General features: G+C 60.1%; 18 protein-coding genes. 4 read left to right on the top strand and 14 right to left on the bottom strand.

The features are described from left to right. Window positions 1–62: 62 nt before the first annotated feature. A complete protein-coding gene (locus tag LOY68_RS12485; protein ID WP_265044879.1) occupies window positions 63–1,001 on the top strand; it encodes a GlxA family transcriptional regulator in 939 nt (312 codons plus the stop codon). Between the two features lie 101 nt (window positions 1,002–1,102). Next, entirely contained in the window at window positions 1,103–1,762 is a 660-nt protein-coding gene (locus LOY68_RS12480) for a methyltransferase family protein (RefSeq protein WP_265044878.1), read from the top strand. Between the two features lie 117 nt (window positions 1,763–1,879). Here LOY68_RS12480 and LOY68_RS12475 read toward each other — a convergent pair whose 3' ends face one another. The 7 genes from LOY68_RS12475 to LOY68_RS12445 all read right to left on the bottom strand — a co-directional run bounded on the left by LOY68_RS12475 (window position 1,880) and on the right by LOY68_RS12445 (window position 10,336). Beyond that, on the bottom strand, window positions 1,880–2,548 hold the full coding sequence (locus LOY68_RS12475) for an HAD-IA family hydrolase (RefSeq protein ID WP_265045774.1): 669 nt from the start codon (window positions 2,546–2,548) through the stop codon (window positions 1,880–1,882). A 173-nt stretch (window positions 2,549–2,721) separates the two neighbouring features. Beyond that, a complete protein-coding gene (locus tag LOY68_RS12470) occupies window positions 2,722–3,129 on the bottom strand; it encodes a response regulator (RefSeq protein ID WP_163909605.1) in 408 nt (135 codons plus the stop codon). Between the two features lie 112 nt (window positions 3,130–3,241). Further along, on the bottom strand, window positions 3,242–4,849 hold the full coding sequence (locus LOY68_RS12465; RefSeq protein WP_265044877.1) for a GMC family oxidoreductase: 1,608 nt from the start codon (window positions 4,847–4,849) through the stop codon (window positions 3,242–3,244). Window positions 4,850–5,013: 164 nt separating this feature from the next. Further along, window positions 5,014–6,231, bottom strand: coding sequence for a mandelate racemase/muconate lactonizing enzyme family protein (locus LOY68_RS12460; protein WP_265044876.1), 1,218 nt, complete (start codon window positions 6,229–6,231; stop codon window positions 5,014–5,016). A 1-nt stretch (window position 6,232) separates the two neighbouring features. Then, a complete protein-coding gene (locus tag LOY68_RS12455) occupies window positions 6,233–7,552 on the bottom strand; it encodes an MFS transporter (RefSeq protein WP_265044875.1) in 1,320 nt (439 codons plus the stop codon). A 192-nt stretch (window positions 7,553–7,744) separates the two neighbouring features. Continuing rightward, entirely contained in the window at window positions 7,745–9,169 is a 1,425-nt protein-coding gene (gene aldA, locus LOY68_RS12450) for an aldehyde dehydrogenase (RefSeq protein ID WP_265045773.1), read from the bottom strand. 234 nt (window positions 9,170–9,403) lie between these two features. After that, window positions 9,404–10,336: a LysR substrate-binding domain-containing protein gene (locus LOY68_RS12445; RefSeq protein ID WP_265044874.1), complete on the bottom strand. Its 933-nt coding sequence runs from the start codon at window positions 10,334–10,336 to the stop codon at window positions 9,404–9,406. Between the two features lie 183 nt (window positions 10,337–10,519). Between LOY68_RS12445 and LOY68_RS12440 the strand changes: the two genes are divergently transcribed. Further along, on the top strand, window positions 10,520–11,698 hold the full coding sequence (locus LOY68_RS12440) for a hypothetical protein (RefSeq protein WP_265044873.1): 1,179 nt from the start codon (window positions 10,520–10,522) through the stop codon (window positions 11,696–11,698). A 212-nt stretch (window positions 11,699–11,910) separates the two neighbouring features. Then, entirely contained in the window at window positions 11,911–12,786 is an 876-nt protein-coding gene (locus LOY68_RS12435) for a LysR substrate-binding domain-containing protein (RefSeq protein WP_265044872.1), read from the top strand. Window positions 12,787–12,909: 123 nt separating this feature from the next. Here LOY68_RS12435 and LOY68_RS12430 read toward each other — a convergent pair whose 3' ends face one another. The 7 genes from LOY68_RS12430 to LOY68_RS12395 all read right to left on the bottom strand — a co-directional run bounded on the left by LOY68_RS12430 (window position 12,910) and on the right by LOY68_RS12395 (window position 19,544). Beyond that, entirely contained in the window at window positions 12,910–14,274 is a 1,365-nt protein-coding gene (locus LOY68_RS12430) for an MFS transporter (protein WP_265044871.1), read from the bottom strand. Window positions 14,275–14,434: 160 nt separating this feature from the next. Then, window positions 14,435–15,868, bottom strand: coding sequence for an NAD-dependent succinate-semialdehyde dehydrogenase (locus LOY68_RS12425; RefSeq protein ID WP_265044870.1), 1,434 nt, complete (start codon window positions 15,866–15,868; stop codon window positions 14,435–14,437). Then, window positions 15,865–16,899, bottom strand: a complete 1,035-nt coding sequence (locus tag LOY68_RS12420; RefSeq protein ID WP_265044869.1) for an aldo/keto reductase — start codon at window positions 16,897–16,899, stop codon at window positions 15,865–15,867. Before LOY68_RS12420 ends, LOY68_RS12425 begins: the two co-directional genes overlap by 4 nt. 10 nt (window positions 16,900–16,909) lie before the next feature. Continuing rightward, window positions 16,910–17,422, bottom strand: a complete 513-nt coding sequence (fae, locus tag LOY68_RS12415; RefSeq protein ID WP_265044868.1) for a formaldehyde-activating enzyme — start codon at window positions 17,420–17,422, stop codon at window positions 16,910–16,912. 378 nt (window positions 17,423–17,800) lie between these two features. Beyond that, on the bottom strand, window positions 17,801–18,097 hold the full coding sequence (locus LOY68_RS12405; RefSeq protein ID WP_265044867.1) for a pentapeptide MXKDX repeat protein: 297 nt from the start codon (window positions 18,095–18,097) through the stop codon (window positions 17,801–17,803). A 53-nt stretch (window positions 18,098–18,150) separates the two neighbouring features. Then, entirely contained in the window at window positions 18,151–18,930 is a 780-nt protein-coding gene (locus LOY68_RS12400; RefSeq protein WP_265044866.1) for a molybdopterin-dependent oxidoreductase, read from the bottom strand. Beyond that, window positions 18,927–19,544 (bottom strand): cytochrome b/b6 domain-containing protein, encoded by a 618-nt coding sequence (locus LOY68_RS12395; protein ID WP_265044865.1) that lies wholly within the window; start codon window positions 19,542–19,544, stop codon window positions 18,927–18,929. Before LOY68_RS12395 ends, LOY68_RS12400 begins: the two co-directional genes overlap by 4 nt. Window positions 19,545–19,562: the final 18 nt, after the last annotated feature.

Genomic DNA, 19,562 nt, shown 5'->3' with positions numbered 1-19,562 from the left:
ACATAAGTCTCAAATGACGTTTAAAGTACGTTTTCGGGACATGACCTTTTGAGGACACAAAAATGACTTCCGTGGCGTTTGTGGTGTTCGAGGGTTTCCAGTCCATGGCGCTGGCAGCGATGCCGGTGTTCGAGTACGCCAATTTCAGTGCCGGCGAGACCCTGTATGAAGTCAGCGTATTGTCCGAAGATGGCCGCACACTGCGCGCTTCCGGCGGCTTGAGTGTCGGCACTGAGGCGTTTGATCAACGGGTGTTCGACACAGTGATTGTGGTCGGTGGCGACGCGATTCTTGAGCAGGCGCCCGAGGCGGTGCTGAGTTATGTACGTGACAGCGTAAAAACCGCGCGGCGCACGGCGTCGATTTGTTCCGGGGCATTCGTGCTGGCCCAGGCCGGGTTGCTGGAGGGACGCCGCGCCACCACTCATTGGGCCTACGCGCGGGATTTGCAGGCACGGTTTCCGTCGATCAAGGTCGAGGAAGACAGGATCTTTGTGATCGATGGCTCGATCTGGACTTCGGCAGGCATGACCGCCGGTATCGACCTGGCGCTGGCCATGGTCGAAAAGGACCACGGTGCCGAACTGGCCCGGTCCGTGGCGCAGAAACTGGTGATGTACCACCGCCGTGCGGGTGGCCAGTCGCAACACTCGGCATTGCTGGAACTGGAGCCGAAATCCGACCGTATCCAGACCGTGCTCGGTTATGCCCGGGAAAACCTGGCGTCGGCGTTGTCGGTGGAGCAACTGGCGGATGTGGCGCGGCTCAGTCCACGGCAGTTCAGCCGGGCGTTTCGCGCCGAAACCGGGCAATCGCCGGCCAAAGCTATCGAGAACCTGCGCCTGGAAGCGGCGCGGCAGATGCTGGAACGCGGGCGATTGACCCTGGATCAGATTGCCGAGGAAAGCGGTTTCAGTGATCGGCGAAGGATGCGCGAAGCGTTTTTGCGGGCGTTCGGGCAGCCGCCGCAAGTCATCAGACGCAACGCCAGATCCGCGTAGGAGCTGCCGAAGGCTGCGATCTTTTGATCTTGCTTTTAAAAAGATCAAGGTCAAAAGATCGCAGCCTTCGGCAGCTCCTACACTTGTGGGTGGAGGCTTCTATGAACATATCCCCCAAACTGGCATTTTTCGCCGTTGTATCTACCCTCGCCTACCTCGGCCTCGCGGTGTGGGGGTTGGGTGGGTTTGCGGCGTTCTTTTCCCACGGTTCGCTGGTGGTGGTGGCGTTGGCAACTGTGGTGATGGCGATTGCTTCACTGTTCACCGAGGTCAACCTCAGTTCCGGCGAACGGGAAGACCGGGGCAATCGCTGGGTGCTGCCAGTGTTCGGGATTATCGGGTTGCTCAGCGGGTATTTGCCGGCCTATACCGACCGCATCGACTTCTGGACTTTTGGTGGCGAGGGCGTGCGTTGGCTGGGTGCGCTGCTGTTCATTGTCGGCGGTGCATTGCGCTTGTGGCCGGTGTTTGTGCTGGGCAAGCGTTTCAGCGGATTGGTGGCGATTCAGCCGGGGCATACGCTGGTCACCGACGGGATCTATCGCACCTTGCGCAATCCCAGTTACCTGGGGCTGATGGTCATTGGCATTGGTTGGGCGCTGGCGTTTCGTTCGGTGGTGGGGTTGATTCTGGCAGCGTTGACGTTGATTCCGTTAATCGCGCGGATTCACTCGGAGGAAGCGCTGCTGCGGGCGCAGTTTGGGCGGGAATATGAGGATTATTGCGGCAGGACGTGGCGGCTTATCCCGGGCATCTACTGACACACCTCTATCACTGTGGGAGTGGCTTGCTCGCGAAAGCGGTGGGTCAGCCTCTATCAATGGTGACTGACACGACGCCTTCGCGAGCAAGCCCGCTCCCACAGGGGAATGGGTTGTTCAGGAAGAATGCACGCGGATTCGGCCATCGGCATCGGTGCGAACTCCGGCTGATGCGTAATCAGCCATCGTGGCATGCGGCGTCTGGATCGGATGATCATGCGTCGACGTAATCACCAACAAATCAGCCTCCGCCGCATCTGCCGCCTGAATCCCCACGGTTGCGTCTTCAAAAATCAAACACTCCGTCACCTCAACGCCCAACCGCTGCGCCGCCAGTCGATAACCGGCAGGATCCGGCTTGCCCGCCTTCACATCTTCAGCCGTGACCATCACCGCAGGCTCGGGAATCCCTGCCGCCGCCATCCTGCGCAACGCCAAGGCACGCGGTGCCGAGGTGACAATCGCCCACTGATCAGCAGGCAATGTCTTCAGAAACGCAGCCGCACCAACCACCTCGACAATCCCTTCCACGTCCTCGATTTCCGCCTCGGTAATAAACGCGGCCTCAGCCTCGGCATCCAGCCCCGGCAAGCCCTGGCGGTTGATGGTGTCGATGGCGCGCGCGCCGTGAATCGTCGGCAGGAATTTCGCGACATCGATGCCATGGCGCAACGCCCACGCCGTCCAGATTCGCTCGGCGGCGGCGATGGAGTTGAGGACGGTGCCGTCCATGTCAAACAGAAAGGCGCGGTATGGCGTGTTGAAAACGGATTTTTGAGCAGGCAAAAGACAGCTTCCTATCGCAAGGGGCCAGGCAGGCATGTCGGGCAATGTACCACCGACAATCGATCACAATCGACGTAGGAGCTGCCGAAGGCTGCGATCTTTTGATCTTGCTCCTCGGCGTACTGAATGCAGCCAAAAAACCAGGATCAAAAGATCGCAGCCTTCGGCAGCTCCTACAGGGGACGGGGTGTTTTCAGAGCCCCTTCGACGCAATCGAGCAACTGCCCCAATGCCCACGGTTTCTTAATGAACGACACCGAATGTCGCACCCCGGCGCTTTCCGGGGTTTCGAAGCCGGACATGATCATGATCGGTTTTTCCGGCCAGCGATCACCGAACTCATTGGCCAGGTCCGCGCCATTGCGCTTGCCGGGCATCGTGATGTCCGTCAGCAACAGCATGACCTTACCCGCGTGTTCTTCCAGGTACAGCGTTGCCGCATCCGCGCTGATTTGCGGCTCCACGACAAAGCCTTCTTCCTGAAGAATTTCGCAGAGAAACTCCAGAATCAGCGGGTCGTCCTCCACCACCAGTATCAAGCCGCCAGGTAACGACTCGCCCGCCATTGTTATTGGATTCATGACCTGACCACTCCCTGATTGCATAAATGATTTCGCAGCTCAAATCTGCCACCTATCAGGTATGAGCGGCGGACTGAGCGGAAATTCATTTTTGATACAAGCCAAGTTGAAATCAGGCGTCCTGCAGGATCAGATCGGCGCCCTTCTCCGCCACCATCAGCACGGCGGCGTGGGTATTGCCGCTGGTCACGTTGGGAAAAATCGATGCATCGACAATGCGCAATCCGTCAATTCCGTGAACCTTCAACCGTTTGTCGACCACCGACTGCTGGTCATCCGCGCCCATCGCACAGGAACCGCACAGGTGATAAATCGAACCGCTGTTTTCGCGAAAGTACTGCAACATCTGTTCGTCGCTTTCGACCACTGGTCCCGGCAACACCTCGGCGACGGTGATGCCCTTGAGCGCCGGCGCCTGCATGATCTTGCGCATCAGTCGACTGCCCTGGATCACCTCGTCGATGTCTTTTTGTGTGCTCAGGTAGTTGGGATCAATCAGCGCCGCGTCCCGTGGATTTTTCGAGGCGATCTCGATATGCCCGCGACTGGTGGGCCGGCACGGGTTGAAGCACAACAGGAAACCTGAATACGGCTCGGGCTTGAGGCTGGCCTTGTTGTTTTTCGGAATCTGGTACGACAGCGGGTTGAAGTACAACTGCAGGTTCGGATTGGCCTGGGTGTCATCACCCCGGAAGAAGCCACCGGCCTGGTTGACGCTCATCGCCAGCGCGCCCTTGCGGGTCAGCAGGTATTTGAGCCCGAGCTTGAACTGGCCGAACAGCGAACTGAGTTGATCATTGAGGGTCGGGATGTTGGCTTTGTAGTAATAGCTGGCGCACAGGTGATCCTGCAGATTCTGCCCCACCGCCGGCAGGTGCTTGACCAGCGGGATTTGATGTTTGGCCAGCAGCGCCTGATCGGCGACGCCGGACAATTGCAAGATCTTCGGCGTGTCCACGGCCCCGGCACAGAGAATGACTTCCTTGCGCGCAGTGAAGGTACGGACCACGCCGTGCTGGGTCACGGAAATCCCGGTCGCCCGATCGCCATCGAACAAAACCCGATCCACCAGGGCGTAGTGCTCGACCGTCAGGTTCGGTCGACTCAGCGCCGGGTGCAGGTGCGCGAAGCTGCTGGAGCAACGCTGGCCATCCTTGGTGTTGACGTCGTAGATGCCCGAGCCTTCGAATTTCGGGCCGTTGAAGTCGTCGCTATGCGGGTAACCGAGTTCGTCGCAGCCCTTGAGGAACACGTCGCAGATTGGATGGGTCTGGCCTTTCATCGGGGTGATGCTGATCGGGCCGCTGCCGCCGTGGTATTCGCTGTCGCCCAGCGGGTGGTTTTCCAGTTTGCGGAAGTACGGCAGCACGTCCTTAAAGCCCCAGCCATCGTTGCCGTTGGCCGCCCAGTCGTCGAAGTCATGGGCCTGGCCACGGACGTAGACCATCGCGTTGATCGAGCCGGAACCGCCCTGCACCTTGCCGCGCGGGGCGTAGATTTCGCGGTTGTTAAGCTGCTTTTGCGGCTGGCTGTAGTACATCCAGTTGAAGGTCGGGTTGTAATACATTTTCGCGAAGCCGACCGGGATCTTGAACCACAGGGAGCTGTCCTTGCCGCCCGCTTCCAGCAGCAGCACCGTGTACTTGCCCGAGGCCGTGAGGCGATTGGCGAGGATGCAGCCGGCGGCGCCTGCGCCAGCGATGATGTAGTCGTATGTCATGCACGGTTACCGCGTAAGTCGTTATACAAAAACTGCGCGCCTCTCCCTGTAGGAGCTGTCGAGTGCAACGAGGCTGCGATCTTTTGATCTTGCTTTTTAAAAAATCAAAAGATCGCAGCCTCGTTACACTCGACAGCTCCTACGGGGGATTGCGCCCTCTCTCGTCAGCCCCTGGCCGGCGATGTGTCTTTGACGTCGGCCGGGGTTGGCGCCATTTGCAGGTGCAAACGCTCGCCGGTGTACGGCGAATGCCGGCGCACCACGTCCATGTTCAGCTCCACCCCAAGGCCCGGCTCGGTGGACGGGATGATGTAGCCGTCCTCCCATTGCAGCGGCTTGGTCAGCACTTCGGCGTGAAAACCACCCCAGGTCATGATGCTTTCCTGAATCAGGAAGTTCGGTGTGCAGGTCGCCAACTGGAAACTCGCCGCCGCGCCAATCGGCCCGTTGTAGAGATGCGGCGCGATTTGCGCGTAATAGGCCTCGGCCATGCTCGCGATTTTCTTGGCTTCCAGCAGACCGCCGCAGCGAGCGACGTTCATCTGCAAAATCGACGCGCCGCCGGCCTGCAACAGCTTGAAGAATTCGTACTTGGTGGTCAGCCGTTCGCCGGTAGCAATCGGGATCGACGTCTTGGCCGCGACTTGCGCCATGGCCTCTTCCTGGCCCGGCGGCACCGGTTCTTCGAACCACAGCGGGTCGTATTTCTCCAGGCGCTTGGCCAGGCGAATCGCCGAGGACGGCACCATTTGCCCATGGGTGCCGAACAGCAGGTCGCACTTGTCGCCCACTGCTTCGCGGATCTTGCGGCAGAAGGTTTCGCAGCGCTCCAGTACTTCCAGCGAGATCTGGTGCCCGGAGTACGCGGTGTAAGGCCCGGCCGGGTCGAACTTCACGGCGGTGAAGCCTTTATTCATGTTCTCGATGGCGCATTCGGCGGCCAGGTCCGGGTCGTCGTAGTCGTACTCGCCTTTACTGTTGACCGGGTACAGATAGGTGTAGGAACGCAGGCGCTCGTTGACCTTGCCGCCGAGCAATTCGTAGACCGGTTTGTTCGCCGCTTTGCCGATGATGTCCCAGCAGGCCATCTCCAGGCCGCTGACCACGCCCATCATGGTCAAGTCCGGACGCTGGGTGAAACCACTCGAATAGGCCTGGCGAAAAAAGCGCTCGATGTGATGCGGGTCGTGGTTGAGCAGGTAGCGTTCGAACACGTCTTCGATGATCGGCAGCATGGCTTTGGGGCCGAAGGTCGCGGCGTAGATCTCGCCCACGCCTTCGATGCCGCAATCGGTCTTGAGCTTGACGAACAGCCAGTACATGCCGCCGATGTGCGGTGGCGGTACGGCGACGATGTGGGTTTCAAGGGCGACGATTTTCATCTCAGGCACCTGTTTTTTTCAAAGATTTACGATTGATTCGGGCGCGCAAGGTCAGGGCCGCGAGGGTCCCGAGCAGGCCGACGAAGGCGATGTAGCCGAAATACAGCTTGTAACCAAAGGCACCGGGGAAATGCTCGGTGAGGTAGCCGTTGATCAAGGGAATAAAGGCGTCCGGCAGGTAACCGACCACCGAGACAATACCGATGGCCAGGCCGGTGATGCGCAGCGGAATGTTGCAGGTGTCGAGGATCGCCCAGTACAGACCGCGAATCGCGTAGGTCATCAGGCCGATGAAGATCACCGTGCCGATCAGCAAGCCCATGCTGTTGAGCGCCGGGAACACGATCAGGCCGACCATCGCCACCGTCGCGAGGAACAGCGCCACGATCAGCACCGAGATGTTGGAGAATTTGTCACCGAGCCAGCCGCCGCCGATGCCGCCAATCGGGCGCATCCACAGCTTGATGGTGGTGATGGTGCCGGCCATGACGGCCGTCATGCCGCCGCCCTGCAAGTAATCGGAGAAACTGTAGGTGGCCCAAAAGATGTGGTAACCGCAGAACACGATGGCGGTGACCAGCCACAGTTCAGGGATTTTCACCAGCGTCGCCAGGTCGCTGAGCAGGTTGTACTTGCCCTTCTCCACCGCCCCGGTGTCGTCCATCGACTTCGGGTCCTTGATCAGCACCAGCACGCAGCCGATGGCGATACAGGTGAAGGCGTAGAGGTAAACCACGTGCTTGAAACCTTCAGCGGCGGACTCGCCACGGGTTTCGGTCGCGAAGGCAAACAGTCCCAGCGCGACGGTGGCCAGCAAGGCTTCGACAAGGCCGCGACCGCCATCGAGGATGCCGAAGAACCGGCCCTGCTCTGTGTGATGGGCAATCATCTTCACGCGCTTTAGCACCGAGGCCCAGAACGTCAGGCCGGTGGTCAGGCCCCAGCAACCGAAGATGATCATCAAACCGGTCATCGACGGCGCCGTGGAGTACCAAAGCCCCAAGGCGCCAGTAGCCACCAGCGAGAAAAAGATCAGGAAACGCGGGGCGATGCGGTCCGCCAGCCAGCCGCTCGGCAAATAACTGAGCAGGAAAATCGTCCCCAGCATCGAGTACAGATAACCCAGCTCGCTGTGGTTGATCTGGAACACTTCGAGCATGGTGGTCTGGTAGACCTGGCGCAGGTACAGGATCGGGTAGATCGCACCGGCGGCCAGTACCAGCAGCATCAATTGGATGTAGCGACTTCCCTTGTCACTGTGGCTTTTTGAACCCGCGTTCGAATCCTGAACAGCGGCAACAGTGGTTGCAGGCTTGGACATCGAGTAGACCTCTGGCGCCCAGTGGTCTGGGCGCTCTGATAATTGTTTTTATATATCTCAGGTGTACTCAGGCCTTTGTGGGAGCGGGCTTGCTCGCGAAAGCGGTGGATCAGGCCATTGATGTATCGACTGACACACCGCCTTCGCGAGCAAGCCCGCTCCCACATAAGCGAGAGAGGTACTGCACGTGGATCAGTAGTTCATGACAACCAATCGGGTCTGGGTGAACTCAAGCATGCCGTGCTTGCCGTCATCGCCGCCCAGGCCGGAACGTTTCCAACCGGCGTGGAAGCCCTGGTACGGGTCGGCCGGGGTGCGATTGACGTACAACTCGCCGGCCTCGATGGCGTTGGCGACTTTCATCGTGGTGCGGTAGTTCTCGGTGTACAGCACCGAGGACAGGCCGAACTGATGATCGTTGGCCATGGCCAGCGCTTCGTCGATGTCGCGGTACTTGAGCACCGGCAGCACCGGGCCGAAGATTTCTTCCTGGATGATTTCCATGTCCTGGCGGCAGTTGCTCAGCAAGGTCGGCGGGTAGAAATGACCGTGGCCTTGCGGGATAAAACCGCCTGTTTCCAGTACAGCACCGTCGGCGATGGCGCGCTCGACCATGGCGTGGATGTTCTGCCGCGAACTGGCGTTGACCAACGGGCCCATCAGGCTGGCGTCGGTGGCGCGGTCGCCGAACTGCACGGCATTGATCTTGGTTTTGAGCAGCGCAAGGAACTGGTCGTAGACGCTTTCCTGCACGTAGACCCGCTCCACTGCCGTGCACAACTGGCCGCAGTGGGTGGTCTTGGACGCGACGATGGCGCTGGCGGCGGCTTCAAGGTCGGCGTCAGCTTCGATGATCGCCGGGGTTTTGCCGCCCAGTTCAAGCGATGGCTTCGCGATGTTGGCCTTGCAGTAATCGAGCACGATGCGCCCGGCGTTGACGCTGCCGGTCAGGGTGATCAAGCCGACGGCCTTGTGGGTGCAAACGGCGGCGGCGGTGGCGTGGTCCATGGTCAGGATATTCACGACACCAGCCGGCAAACCGGATTGCTGCACAGCCTTGGCGATTTCAAACGCGGACGTTGGTGTGTTGTTGCTCGGACGCACCACCACGGTGTTGCCGGCAATCAACGCCGGGGCGATTTTGCGCAGCAAGGTGTAGACCGGGTAGTTGAACGGAATCAGGCACGCGACCACGCCGATGGGTTCGCGGTGCAGGAACAGGTTTTCGTTGGCACTGTCGCTGGGAATGATCTCGCCTTCGATCCGCCGCGCCCACTCGGCGTGGTAACGGGTGATCTGTGCGGCGTAGCGGGCTTCGTGGCTGGCGTCGCTGACACTCTTGCCGGATTCAGCAGCCAGCGCTGCACCGATATTCTCGGCGCAGGCCTCCAGAGCGTCGGCGAATGCGCGCAGGTGCTCGGCGCGTTCGATGCTGGTGAGTTTGCCCCAGAGCTTTTGGGCAGCGGCTGCGGCGTCTACGGCAGCGGTGGCTTCAGCACCGGTGGCCGCCGAGACGTGGCCGACCAAGGCTTCGGTCGCCGGGTTGTAGACTGCAATCAGCGCTTCGCTGGCAGGCTCAATGAAGTGACCGTTTACAAAGTTTCGCTCGAGTCGCATGTGCATCGCCCATCGTTGTTTTTATCCAGTTCCCGCAGTCTTGGCATCCGGGCCGGGTTGAACAAACGATTTATTGAGCGGGGTAACATTCAAAAAATGCAGGTTACTCCCAAGCATCACGCAATCCCCTGTAGGAGCTGCCGCAGGCTGCGATCTTTTGATCTTGTTTTTAAAAAATCAAAAGATCGCAGCCTCGTTGCACTCGTCAGCTCCTACAGGAGGGGGTGTGGATGTCTAGCTGGCGGCGGTGGACGGTTCGAGTTGGCGTTGCGCCAGCCAGATTTCTTCCTGCAACCACTGGCTGAACACCTGCAATTGCGGATTCAGGGTCTGCTCCGGTCGGGTCACCAGCCAGTAGGATTGATGCCCTTCCACGTGCACGTTCAGCACTTGGGTCAACTGCCCGCTGGCCAGTTCCGGGGCGACCATGTGCCAGTCGGCGATGGTGATGCCCAAACCGTCGGTGGCGGCGCGGATCGCCAGGTCCAGCAGGTCAAATTCATAACCGCCCTGGGTGTCGACGCCGCTGATTTTTGCCGCATCCAACCAGTGTTTCCAGGTCAGGTAGCGCTGGTCTTCCCGGGCCAGTACATGCAGCAACGTCAGGCGCTTGAGGTCGATGCCGCCCTCGCTCCACTCCCGTGAATACAGTGACGGCGCGCACACCGCGATGTGCCGTTCCTGGATCAGCAGTGAGGCGTCCAGCCCATCCCATTCGCCATCGCCAAAACGGATCGCACAGTCCAGGGTGCTGGTTTCCGCCAGGCTGTCCTGCAGACGGGTGGTAATGCTCAACTCCAGTTCCGGGTGCTTCTCGCGCAGGCGTCCCAGGCGCGGCATCAGCCAGCGGCTGGTGAAGGTCGGCGGCGCGTTGATGTGCAGGCGATTGGCGTGGGATTTCTGCTGGATGCTGCGCACCGTCAGCTCGATCTTGTCGAAAGACTGGTGCAGCGCCCGCAGCAACACCCGGCCAGCACTGGTCAGTTCGAGGTGATGATGCCGGCGTTCCAGCAGATTTTCGCCCAACTGTTCTTCCAACTGCCGGACCTGACGGCTGACCGCACTCTGGGTCACGTTCAGCAGTTCGGCGGCGCGGGTGAAGCTGCCCGTGCTGCCAGCCACTTCGAAGGCTTTGAGCGCGTTGAGGCCGGGCATTTTGCGTTTCATGGAAGGCTCTCAATGGGGTGACAAGGCGCGCAGCATCCCACGCCCGCCGCAGATTGTCCTACAGGATTTTCTCAGTAACATGCATTTGACGAAGGTTCCCGCGCATTTTTTATCGTTTGTTCAATGCAGCGCTGATCGCAAGACTGGCCGGCATCTCTAATAAAAATAACCGAGAGTTGCCCCATGCACTTCCCTGCTTCCCTGCGCCTCAGTCCGTCTTGCCTCGCCCTCCTCTGCACCTTTGCGGGCCCCGTCATGGCGGTGCAAGTCACCGACAACCTCGACCTCGGCGGCGCCATCCGCGCGCGTTGGGACTACGACCCGGATCGCGACATCCAGAAGTTCGGCCTCGACACGGTGTTCCTCAGCGCCAAATACAACTCCGACACCTGGATCGGTGAAGCGCAATACCGTTTTTACGGACGCTCCTATCCTTACCAGTACACCAAGAACTATGGCGACATTCAGTTCGCCAAGTTCGCCTGGGCCGGCTACAAGTTCAACCCCGACCAGCAAGTACAAGTGGGCCTCAACACGGTGCCGTTCGGCTTGCAGCCGTACTTCGGCAGCACCTTCTACGAAACCCTGGGCAACGTCATCGGCCTGGAAGATGTGCAACAGGTCGGCGCCAAGTACATCCAGCAAAGCGGCGACTGGAACATCCAGGCCGGTTACTACCTGCGTCCGGCGTGGCAAGGCAAAGGCACCAGTAAAGGCGTGACCTATTCCAGCGTGGTGTCCGGGGCCGACAGTTACGTGGGCGACGGCAGCGACAACCAGGAACGCAACACCGTGGTGCTGCGGGTGGCCAAGGCCCTGGACCTGGGACCCTGGAAATCTGAAGTCGGGATCTCCGGCCTGACTTCAACGTTAGAGAACAAGGACACCGACAACGACGGCCGGCGCAACGCCGTGGCCGTGCACTACCTGGGCAAGAACGGTCCGTGGGGCGTGCAGTTGCAGGCGGCGCGGCAGCAGATGTCGCCGCGTAACGCCGGCACCGATGAAGTGGTGACCCTCGGTGGTTACGACGGCACTTACAACGTCGCCAGTCGCGGCAATCTGTACGTGGCGGATCTGAGCTACGACGTCAGCGGCAAATACCTGTTCGACCTGGTCAGCGGCGTGAAGCTGTACGCCAACTACAGCGCCTTCGACAAATCCGCCGATGAGTTCAAGACCTCGCAGCGGATGATCCTCGGGACCTCGTTTTCATTCAGCAAACTGTGGATCGCGACGGAGTGGTTGTATGGGAAGAATGATCCGTATATCGGCGGTAGTAGCTACACCCAGAGTTTGGGGGCTGGCGGGACTGATCACTGGGAGAACCAGTTGTATATGAACATCGGGTATTACTTCTGATCCGGGATTTTTGGCGTTCTTGAGGACGCCTTCGCGGGCAAGCCTCGCTCCTACAGGTTTAGCGCATAACCTGTGGGAGCGAGCCTGCTCGCGAATCGCCCAAACACCACTTGCATCAGCCCCTGCCACAGGAGTCAGATACGCCCTACAAAACCATCACCAAAAACAATAAACCTGCCCCACATCGGCGTCAGGTATGGAGTCACCCTTTCATGCGTCAACTGCCCTCGCTCAACATGCTGCGAGTCTTCGAAGAGGTCGCCCGGCATCGCAGTTTCAGCCAGGCGGCGCAGGGTCTGAACGTCACCCAAGGCGCGGTCAGCCGTCAGATCAAGCAGCTCGAAGATTACCTCGGCGTGGCCCTGTTCATCCGCACGCCACAAGGCCTGTCCCTGACCGAAACCGGCCTCGCCCTATCCCCGCATTTAAGCGACGCCTTCGATCACATCGAACGTGCCCTGCAAGCGGTGCGCGTGCCCAACCTGCGCCAGCGCCTGCGCATCGTCGCGCCACCGACCTGGGCCACGCGCTGGCTGTCGGCGCACTTGCGTGCATTCTGCCAGCGCTACCCGGACATCAGCCTGAGCGTGACCCACCAGACCGGCCACGACAACCTCGCGGAAATCGACTGCCACATCCGCTTCGGCCTCGAAGCCGACAGCCATTGCAGCAGCCAGTTACTGGTGATGGAACGCCACATGGCGGTGGCCAGCCCGGAGTTGTTTATCAATGGTCAGCCGCCGGACCTGCGGCAGTTTCCGCTGCTGCACATCCTGCACGATGGCAGGCGTTTGAAGGTGTGGGAGAACTGGCTGGCGGCGATGGGCCGTGACGATATCGATGCCGGGCAAGGGCTGGAATTCAGCACCCTCGACCAAGTGATCCACACGGCGCTGGCCGGTGGCGGGTTGGCGGTGATTGATCGACAGATGATCGAAAAGGAACTGGCCAATGGCAGTTTATTGCCGATCACCCCGGTAGAAGTGATCGGGCCGTATGGGTATTGGCTGGACGTGGCGAATGACAAATTGGGGTTGTCGAAGGTGCGGTTGTTTACGGAGTGGTTGGGGTTGGTGAGTAATCCCTGAAACAACGATATCCCCTGTGGGAGCGAGCCTGCTCGCGAAAGCGGAATATCAGTCAACACAGATGTTGAAAGTAATGCCGCCTTCGCGAGCAGGCTCGCTCCCACATTGGTTTTGTGGTGGGTTTTAAACCGGTGCTGCGACCTTGACGGCCACAGGCGCCCCACTCTCCACCGGACTCTGCGCCTTGCACGCCTGGCTCAGCGTCAGGGATTTGGTCTCCGGGGCCCAGGCCCAGGAAATCATCGCGCCCAGTGCCAGGATCGCCGCAAGTATCCCCATGGTCGGGCTCAACCCGATCCCCGCCACACTCACCGGCAACAGGAACGTACTGACCGCCGAGCCCAAGCGACTCACCGCTGTCGCAAGACCAATCCCGCTGGCGCGCACTTCGGTCGGAAAACTCTCGGCCGGGAATACGCCGACCAAATTGCTCACCGCTGACAACACCAGCGTGAAAAGACCAAACACCAACACCATCAGGAACGCCGCACTGCCCGGCAACACCGCCAGCAGAAACAACGCCACCGCCAGGATGATGAACGAATTGATCAAGAAGCCCCGACGGGAGAATTTCACCGTGCACCAGATCCCGATCAGCGCGCCGAGGATCAGTAGCAGGTTCAGCATCAGCTCGGTACCAAACCCTTCCGCCAGGCCCATCTTCTGCAGGATCGACGGCAGGAAGGTGTAGATCGCGAAGTACGGCATCACGATGCACACGAAGAACAGGCAATTGAACGCCGTGCGCTTGCGGTATTCACGACTGAACAGCACGGCGTAGCCGGAACGGGTTTCGGTGGAGCGGGTTTCGTCGAGTTCGACGTTATCTCCCAGGTGTTTTTTCACAATGGCCCGGGCTTCGGCGATGCGTCCTTGATTGACCAACCAGCGTGGCGATTCCGGGGTGCCGATCCGGGCGATCAGGATCAATGCCGCCGGGATTGCCGACGAGGCCAGCATCCAGCGCCAGGCGTCATCGCCGAGGCTGAGCATCGCCGTGCCGACGAAGGTGGCGGCGACGTAGCCGAAGGTCCAGATCACGCTGAACGAGCCGAGCAACACACCGCGATGTTTCTTCGGCGAGAACTCGGCGAGCATCGCGTGGCCGACGCTGAAATCACCGCCCAGGCCAATGCCGATCAGCACCCGGCAGAGGAACAACTGCATGGCGGTTTCGGCGTAGAACTGCATCACCGAGGCAATGGTGATCAGCACAAAACTGACCAGGAAGATTTTCTGCCGGCCGACTTTGTCGGAGATCCAGCCGAAGAACAGGCTGCCGAGGAACAGGCCGATCAGCGCCGAGGCACCGATCAGGCCCTGCCAGAATGCATCGAGGTGCATCTGCGGGCTGAGCAGGGTGAAGGCGATGCCGATCAGGCCGAGGATGTAGCCGTCGGTGAAGTGCGCGCCGAAGGTCAGGCCGGCGATTTTGAGGTGAAAGCGCCCGATGGGCAGGTCGTCGATTTTTACCGGTTGTACGGACATGTAAATCTCCAATTGTTGTTATTGACGGAGAAATGAAACCGTTGGCGCTATCCCTTGTAGGAGCGAGGCTTGCCCGCGAAGACGGTGTGTCAATCGACATCCATGTTGAATATTGAATCGCCTTCGCGGGCAAGCCTCGCTCCTACAGGGATTGATGGTGTTAGAGCCCGCCCATCAACAGGTATTTGATTTCCAGGTAGTCTTCCAGGCCGTATTTGGAGCCTTCGCGGCCGAGGCCCGATTCCTTGATGCCGCCGAACGGCGCGACTTCCGTGGAGATGATCCCTTCGTTGATCCCGACCATGCCGGCTTCCAGGCCTTCGGCCATGCGCCAGACGCGGCCGATGTCGCGGCTGTAGAAGTACGCCGACAGCCCGTAAGGCGTGTCGTTGGCCCGTTGCAACACTTCCGCCTCGTCCTTGAAGCGGAAGCACGCGGCCACCGGGCCGAAGGTTTCGTCCTGGGCGATCAGCATGTCGCTGTTGGCTTCGGTGAGGATGGTCGGCTCATAGAAGGTGCCGCCGAGGGCATGCCGACGGCCGCCGCACAACAGCTGGGCGCCCTTCTCCAAAGCGTCGCCGACATGCAGTTCAACCTTGGCCAATGCCGCCGCGTTGATCAGCGGACCTTGCTCGGTCTCACCGTCCAGCGCACTGCCGACGCGCATTGCCGCGACCGCTTCGGCGAGTTTGCCGGTGAAGGCTTCGTACACGCCGTCCTGAATAAAGAAGCGATTCACGCAAACGCAGGTCTGCCCGGTGTTGCGAAACTTCGAGGCCATGGCGCCTTTGACGGCGGCGTCCAGGTCGGCGTCGTCGAACACAATGAACGGCGCATTGCCGCCCAGTTCCAGCGAGACTTTTTTCAGCGTGTCCGCCGCCTGACGCATCAGCAGTTTGCCGGTGCGGGTGGAGCCGGTGAACGACAGTTTGCGCACGATGCCGGAGGCTTGCAGCGCCCCGCCAATCGCCACCGCGTCACCCGAAACGATGTTGAACACACCGGCCGGAATGCCCGCCTGCTCAGCCAGCACCGCCAGGGCGAAGGCTGACAGCGGGGTTTCTTCCGACGGTTTGAGAATCATCGTGCAACCCGCCGCCAACGCCGGGCCGACCTTGCGGGTGACCATCGCCAGCGGGAAGTTCCACGGGGTGATCGCCGCGACCACACCGATGGCTTCCTTGACCACGATGATCCGCGCGTCAGCCTTGTGGCTCGGGATCACGTCGCCGTAAGCACGCTTGGCTTCTTCGGCGAACCACTCCAGAAAACTCGCGGCGTAGACCACTTCGCCCATGGCTTCGGCCAACGGTTTGCCTTGCTCGCGGCTGAGCAAGGTGGCCAAGTCCTTCTGATTGCTCAGCATCAGCTCGCTCCAGCGCTTGAGCTTCTGGCTGCGTTCCTTGGCGGTCAGTTTGCGCCAGGCTGGCAAGGCGCGGTTGGCGGCGGCAATCGCGAGGTTGGTTTCTTCTGCGCCAGCCTTCTGCACTTCAGCGATGAGTTCGCCGTTGGCCGGGTTCGAAACCGGGTACGTGGGACCACCGCTGGACCATTGGCCATCGATGAAGTTGCCGTTACGGATCAGCGCGCTCATGCCACGGCCTCGGTCAAAGTGAAGCGTTCCAGCGCCGGACGGGCCGAGCGCAGGATGCGTTTGCCGGCGGTGTAATCGTTGATCACGTCGCACGGCGTGTAGTTGCGTTCAAGCTCATGCCGTTCTTCGGCGTCGAGCCTGGTTTCCAAGGCTGCCAAGGCACTGTCAAATTGCGCGGTGGTGTCGGCGCCAACCAGCATGCAATCGACCCCCGGATGGTTGGCGACCCAGGCCTGGGCGATCTGCGCGTTCGACACGCCACGGGCACGGGCCACGCGCTGTACCGAATGGGCAATCTCGAACGAGGCTTCGTCGCTGTACATCTGCTGAGTGAAGAAGTCGGTCTGGTTGCGGGTCGATTGCACGTCGCCGGTCAACAAGCCACGGGCCAGCGGACTGAACACCGAAACACCGAGCCCCTGATCGCGGCAGAACGGAATCATCTCGCGCTCTTCTTCGCGGTAGGCGCAGTTCAGTTGCAGTTGCATGTTGATCGGCTTGACCCAACCATTGCGTTCGCAGGCCATGAGGATCTTCGCCAGTTGCCCGGTGAGCATGGTCGACACACCGATGTAACGGGCCTTGCCGGAGCGCACGATGTCATTCATGGCGCTCATGGTTTCTTCGACCGGGGTGTTCACGTCGAAGTAATGCAGCATGAACACATCGACGTAATCCATGTTCAGACGCTTCAGCGAAGCGTCGATGCTGTCCATGATGTGCTTGCGCGAATGACCGCTGGCATTGATGCCGTTGCGGGTGCCGTAGCCGACCTTGGTGGTGATCACCAGGTCTTCGCGACGGGCCAGGCGCTTGACGATGCGCCCGACGACTTCCTCGCCGACGCCAGCGGAATAGAAGTCCGCCAGATCGATGAAATTCACCCCGTTATCGAGGGCGTGAGCGACGATTGGCTCGCTTTGCTTTTCATCGAAAATCCACGGTTTCCAGTCCGGGGTGCCCATGTTCATGGTGCCCAGGCACAGGCGGGAGACTTGCAGGCCGGAGTTGCCCAAACGAATGTATTGCATGGCGCGGACCTCAGGCTTTTGGCGTGTAGAAAGGGTTGCTGATGTGATTGACCACATCCGCCAGTTGCGCGGTTTCCGGCTTGCCGGTCAGGGCGGCACGGATCGCGGTGCGGCAGGCGTTGTAGTTGTTCAGGTACACCACATCGAGGTCATCGCAGGCCGGGTTGACCCAGTTGGCCGTCACAATCGCCCACTCGTCTTCGGCTTCCGGCGGCAAGGTGCCGTCCAGCAGTGCTTCCAGAACAGCCTTGGCGATCCCGGCCTGGGACGCGCCCCAGGTGGCGTTACCGTGCAGGTCGCTGCTGATCGCGGCCTTGTTGACGTAGAGCGTCATCGGCTTGACCGGGATGTTCGGCTGGGCGATCACCATGAACGGGCAATGCCCCTGGCTTGGCGACGCCAGGCTATTGGCAAACGCCTGCCCCGCCGGACCGTTGCGCGGCCCGATCAGGATGTTGATGTGCGCGGCATTCACGCCTGGGCCTTCGAAGCCTTCACCGATGTACAGGTCGAGTTCTTTCATGGGGAATACTCTTTTTGGATTTTTTGGGGTGATCAGAAGCGCACGCGGATCGTGAAGATCGCGGGGCAAATGTCGGAATTCGAAGAGCGCAGCAGGAGGCTGGCGAGGACGCGGCAGGGGTGCTTGGTCATGGTTGCAAACGCTCTTTTTTGTTGTTGATGAGCTGTGTTTGCGATTTTTTAACACTGGGGGTTGGCGGGGCTGTAACCATTAAAAGTCATGAGGGTATGAGTTCAGGTAATGCCCTGTGTGACCTGCACAAAAACCTGTGGGAGCGGGCTTGCTCGCGAAGGCGTCGTGTCAGTCAGCATTTGCGTTAACTGACACACCGCTTTCGCGAGCAAGCCCGCTCCCACAGGGGATTGGGGGTGGCTTGGGTTACTGCGACATGGCGTCTTTTTTCATCGCGTCTTTGCTCATGGCGTCCTTGGACATGTTGTCTTTCTTCATCGTGTCCTTGCTCATGGCATCCTTGGACATGCTGTCTTTCTTCATCGTGTCCTTGGCCATGCTGTCCTTTTTCATCGTGTCTTTTTTCATGGTGTCTTTGGACATGGCGTCTTTGGACATCGAGTCCTTGCTCATGCTGTCGTTGCTCATGGTGTCGGCGGCGTAGACGCTGGCGACGCCCATGGCCAGGAACAGGGACAGTGCGGCGGTGGCGAGCTTTTTCATGGTGGTATTCCTTGTAGAGTTGAGTGTGCTTGCGGTGAATTGATGGGTGTTTGTCAGCTTCCACCGAACCAGTTGTAGCCCTGGTCTTCCCAGTAGCCGCCCGGGTAGGTGTTGGTGACGAAAATCGCCTGGATGTGTTTCGGGTTCTTGTAGCCAAGCTTGGTCGGCATGCGCAGCTTCATCGGGAAGCCGTATTCGCGAGGCAGCACGGCGCCGTCGTAGGTCAGGGCCAGCAGGGTCTGCGCATGCAGTGCGGTGGCCATGTCGATGCTGGTGTAGTAGTCGTCGGCGCATTTGAAGCCGACGTACTTGGCATTGGTGTCGGCGCCCACGCGTTTGAGGAAATCACTGAAGCGCACGCCGCCCCAGCGGCCAATCGCGCTCCAGCCTTCGACGCAGATGTGCCGGGTGATCTGGTCGGTCTGCGCCATCGCACGCAGTTCTTCGAGCTTCCAGCTGCGCTTGTCGGCGACCATGCCGGTGACTTCCAGTCGGTAGCTTTCTTCCTCGACGGTAGGAGCCTCGTCGATGCCGTAAAAGGCATTGAAGGGGAACGGTCGGGTGATCATCGACTCGGGATAGGTCGGCGCCATGGCGTTGGGATTGAACAGCCAGCCCTGCACCCGATCGTTGAAGCGAGACATCGAGGACAGCGCGGTTTCGACGCTGTCGTTGTCGGTGATGTTGCAGCCCGACAACATGGCCACGCCGCCAAGGGTCAGGCCGCGCAGCAGGAACGAGCGCCGGGAACGGTCTTCGATCTGCGGCGCCAGCACCTTCCGGGCTTCGCTGAGGATGGACGACTCGTCGAGTCCTTCGATGCGCTTTTTCATACCGACTCCTTGCGACCAACGATCATGTACCACAGCGTTTTTGGCACCAGCAGCACCATCACCAGGTGCACCGCGATGAACGCCACCAGCAGCGACATCGCAATGAAATGCACCTGCCGCGCCCCTTCGTAACCGCCGAGCAATTCACGCAACAACGGGAACTGCACGGACTTCCACAGCACCAGCCCGGAGATCACCATCAGCGTGATGTCGAGCATGACGAACAGGTAGGCAAACCGCTGGACCTGGTTGTAATGGCTGAGGTCGGCGTGCCCCAGCCGCCCTCTCAATGCCGCCCACAGGTCGTGCAGGATTCCCTTCGGCGACACCGGAAAAAACCGTCGAAACAGACGACCACTGGCGATGTTGATGATCAGGTAGATGAGGCCGTTGACGGCGAGGAACCACATCGCCGCGAAGTGCCATTGCAACGCACCGCCGAGCCAGCCGCCCAAGGTGAGCGCTTTCGGGAAACTGAAGTCGTACAGCGGCGAAGCGTTATAGATGCGCCAGCCGCTGGCGATCATGACCACGACTGCCAGGGCGTTGAGCCAATGGGTCAGGCGCAGCCAGCGTGGGTGGCTGGCCTTGGGTGAGGCAGTTGGCTGCGACATGTCCGGCTCCCGGTTATT

It is taken from the genome of Pseudomonas sp. B21-053, assembly GCF_026016365.1.
Taxonomy (GTDB): domain Bacteria; phylum Pseudomonadota; class Gammaproteobacteria; order Pseudomonadales; family Pseudomonadaceae; genus Aquipseudomonas; species Aquipseudomonas nunensis.
The sequence above is the reverse complement of the archived record's forward strand: the minus strand, read 5'-3'. Positions and strand labels throughout refer to the sequence as shown.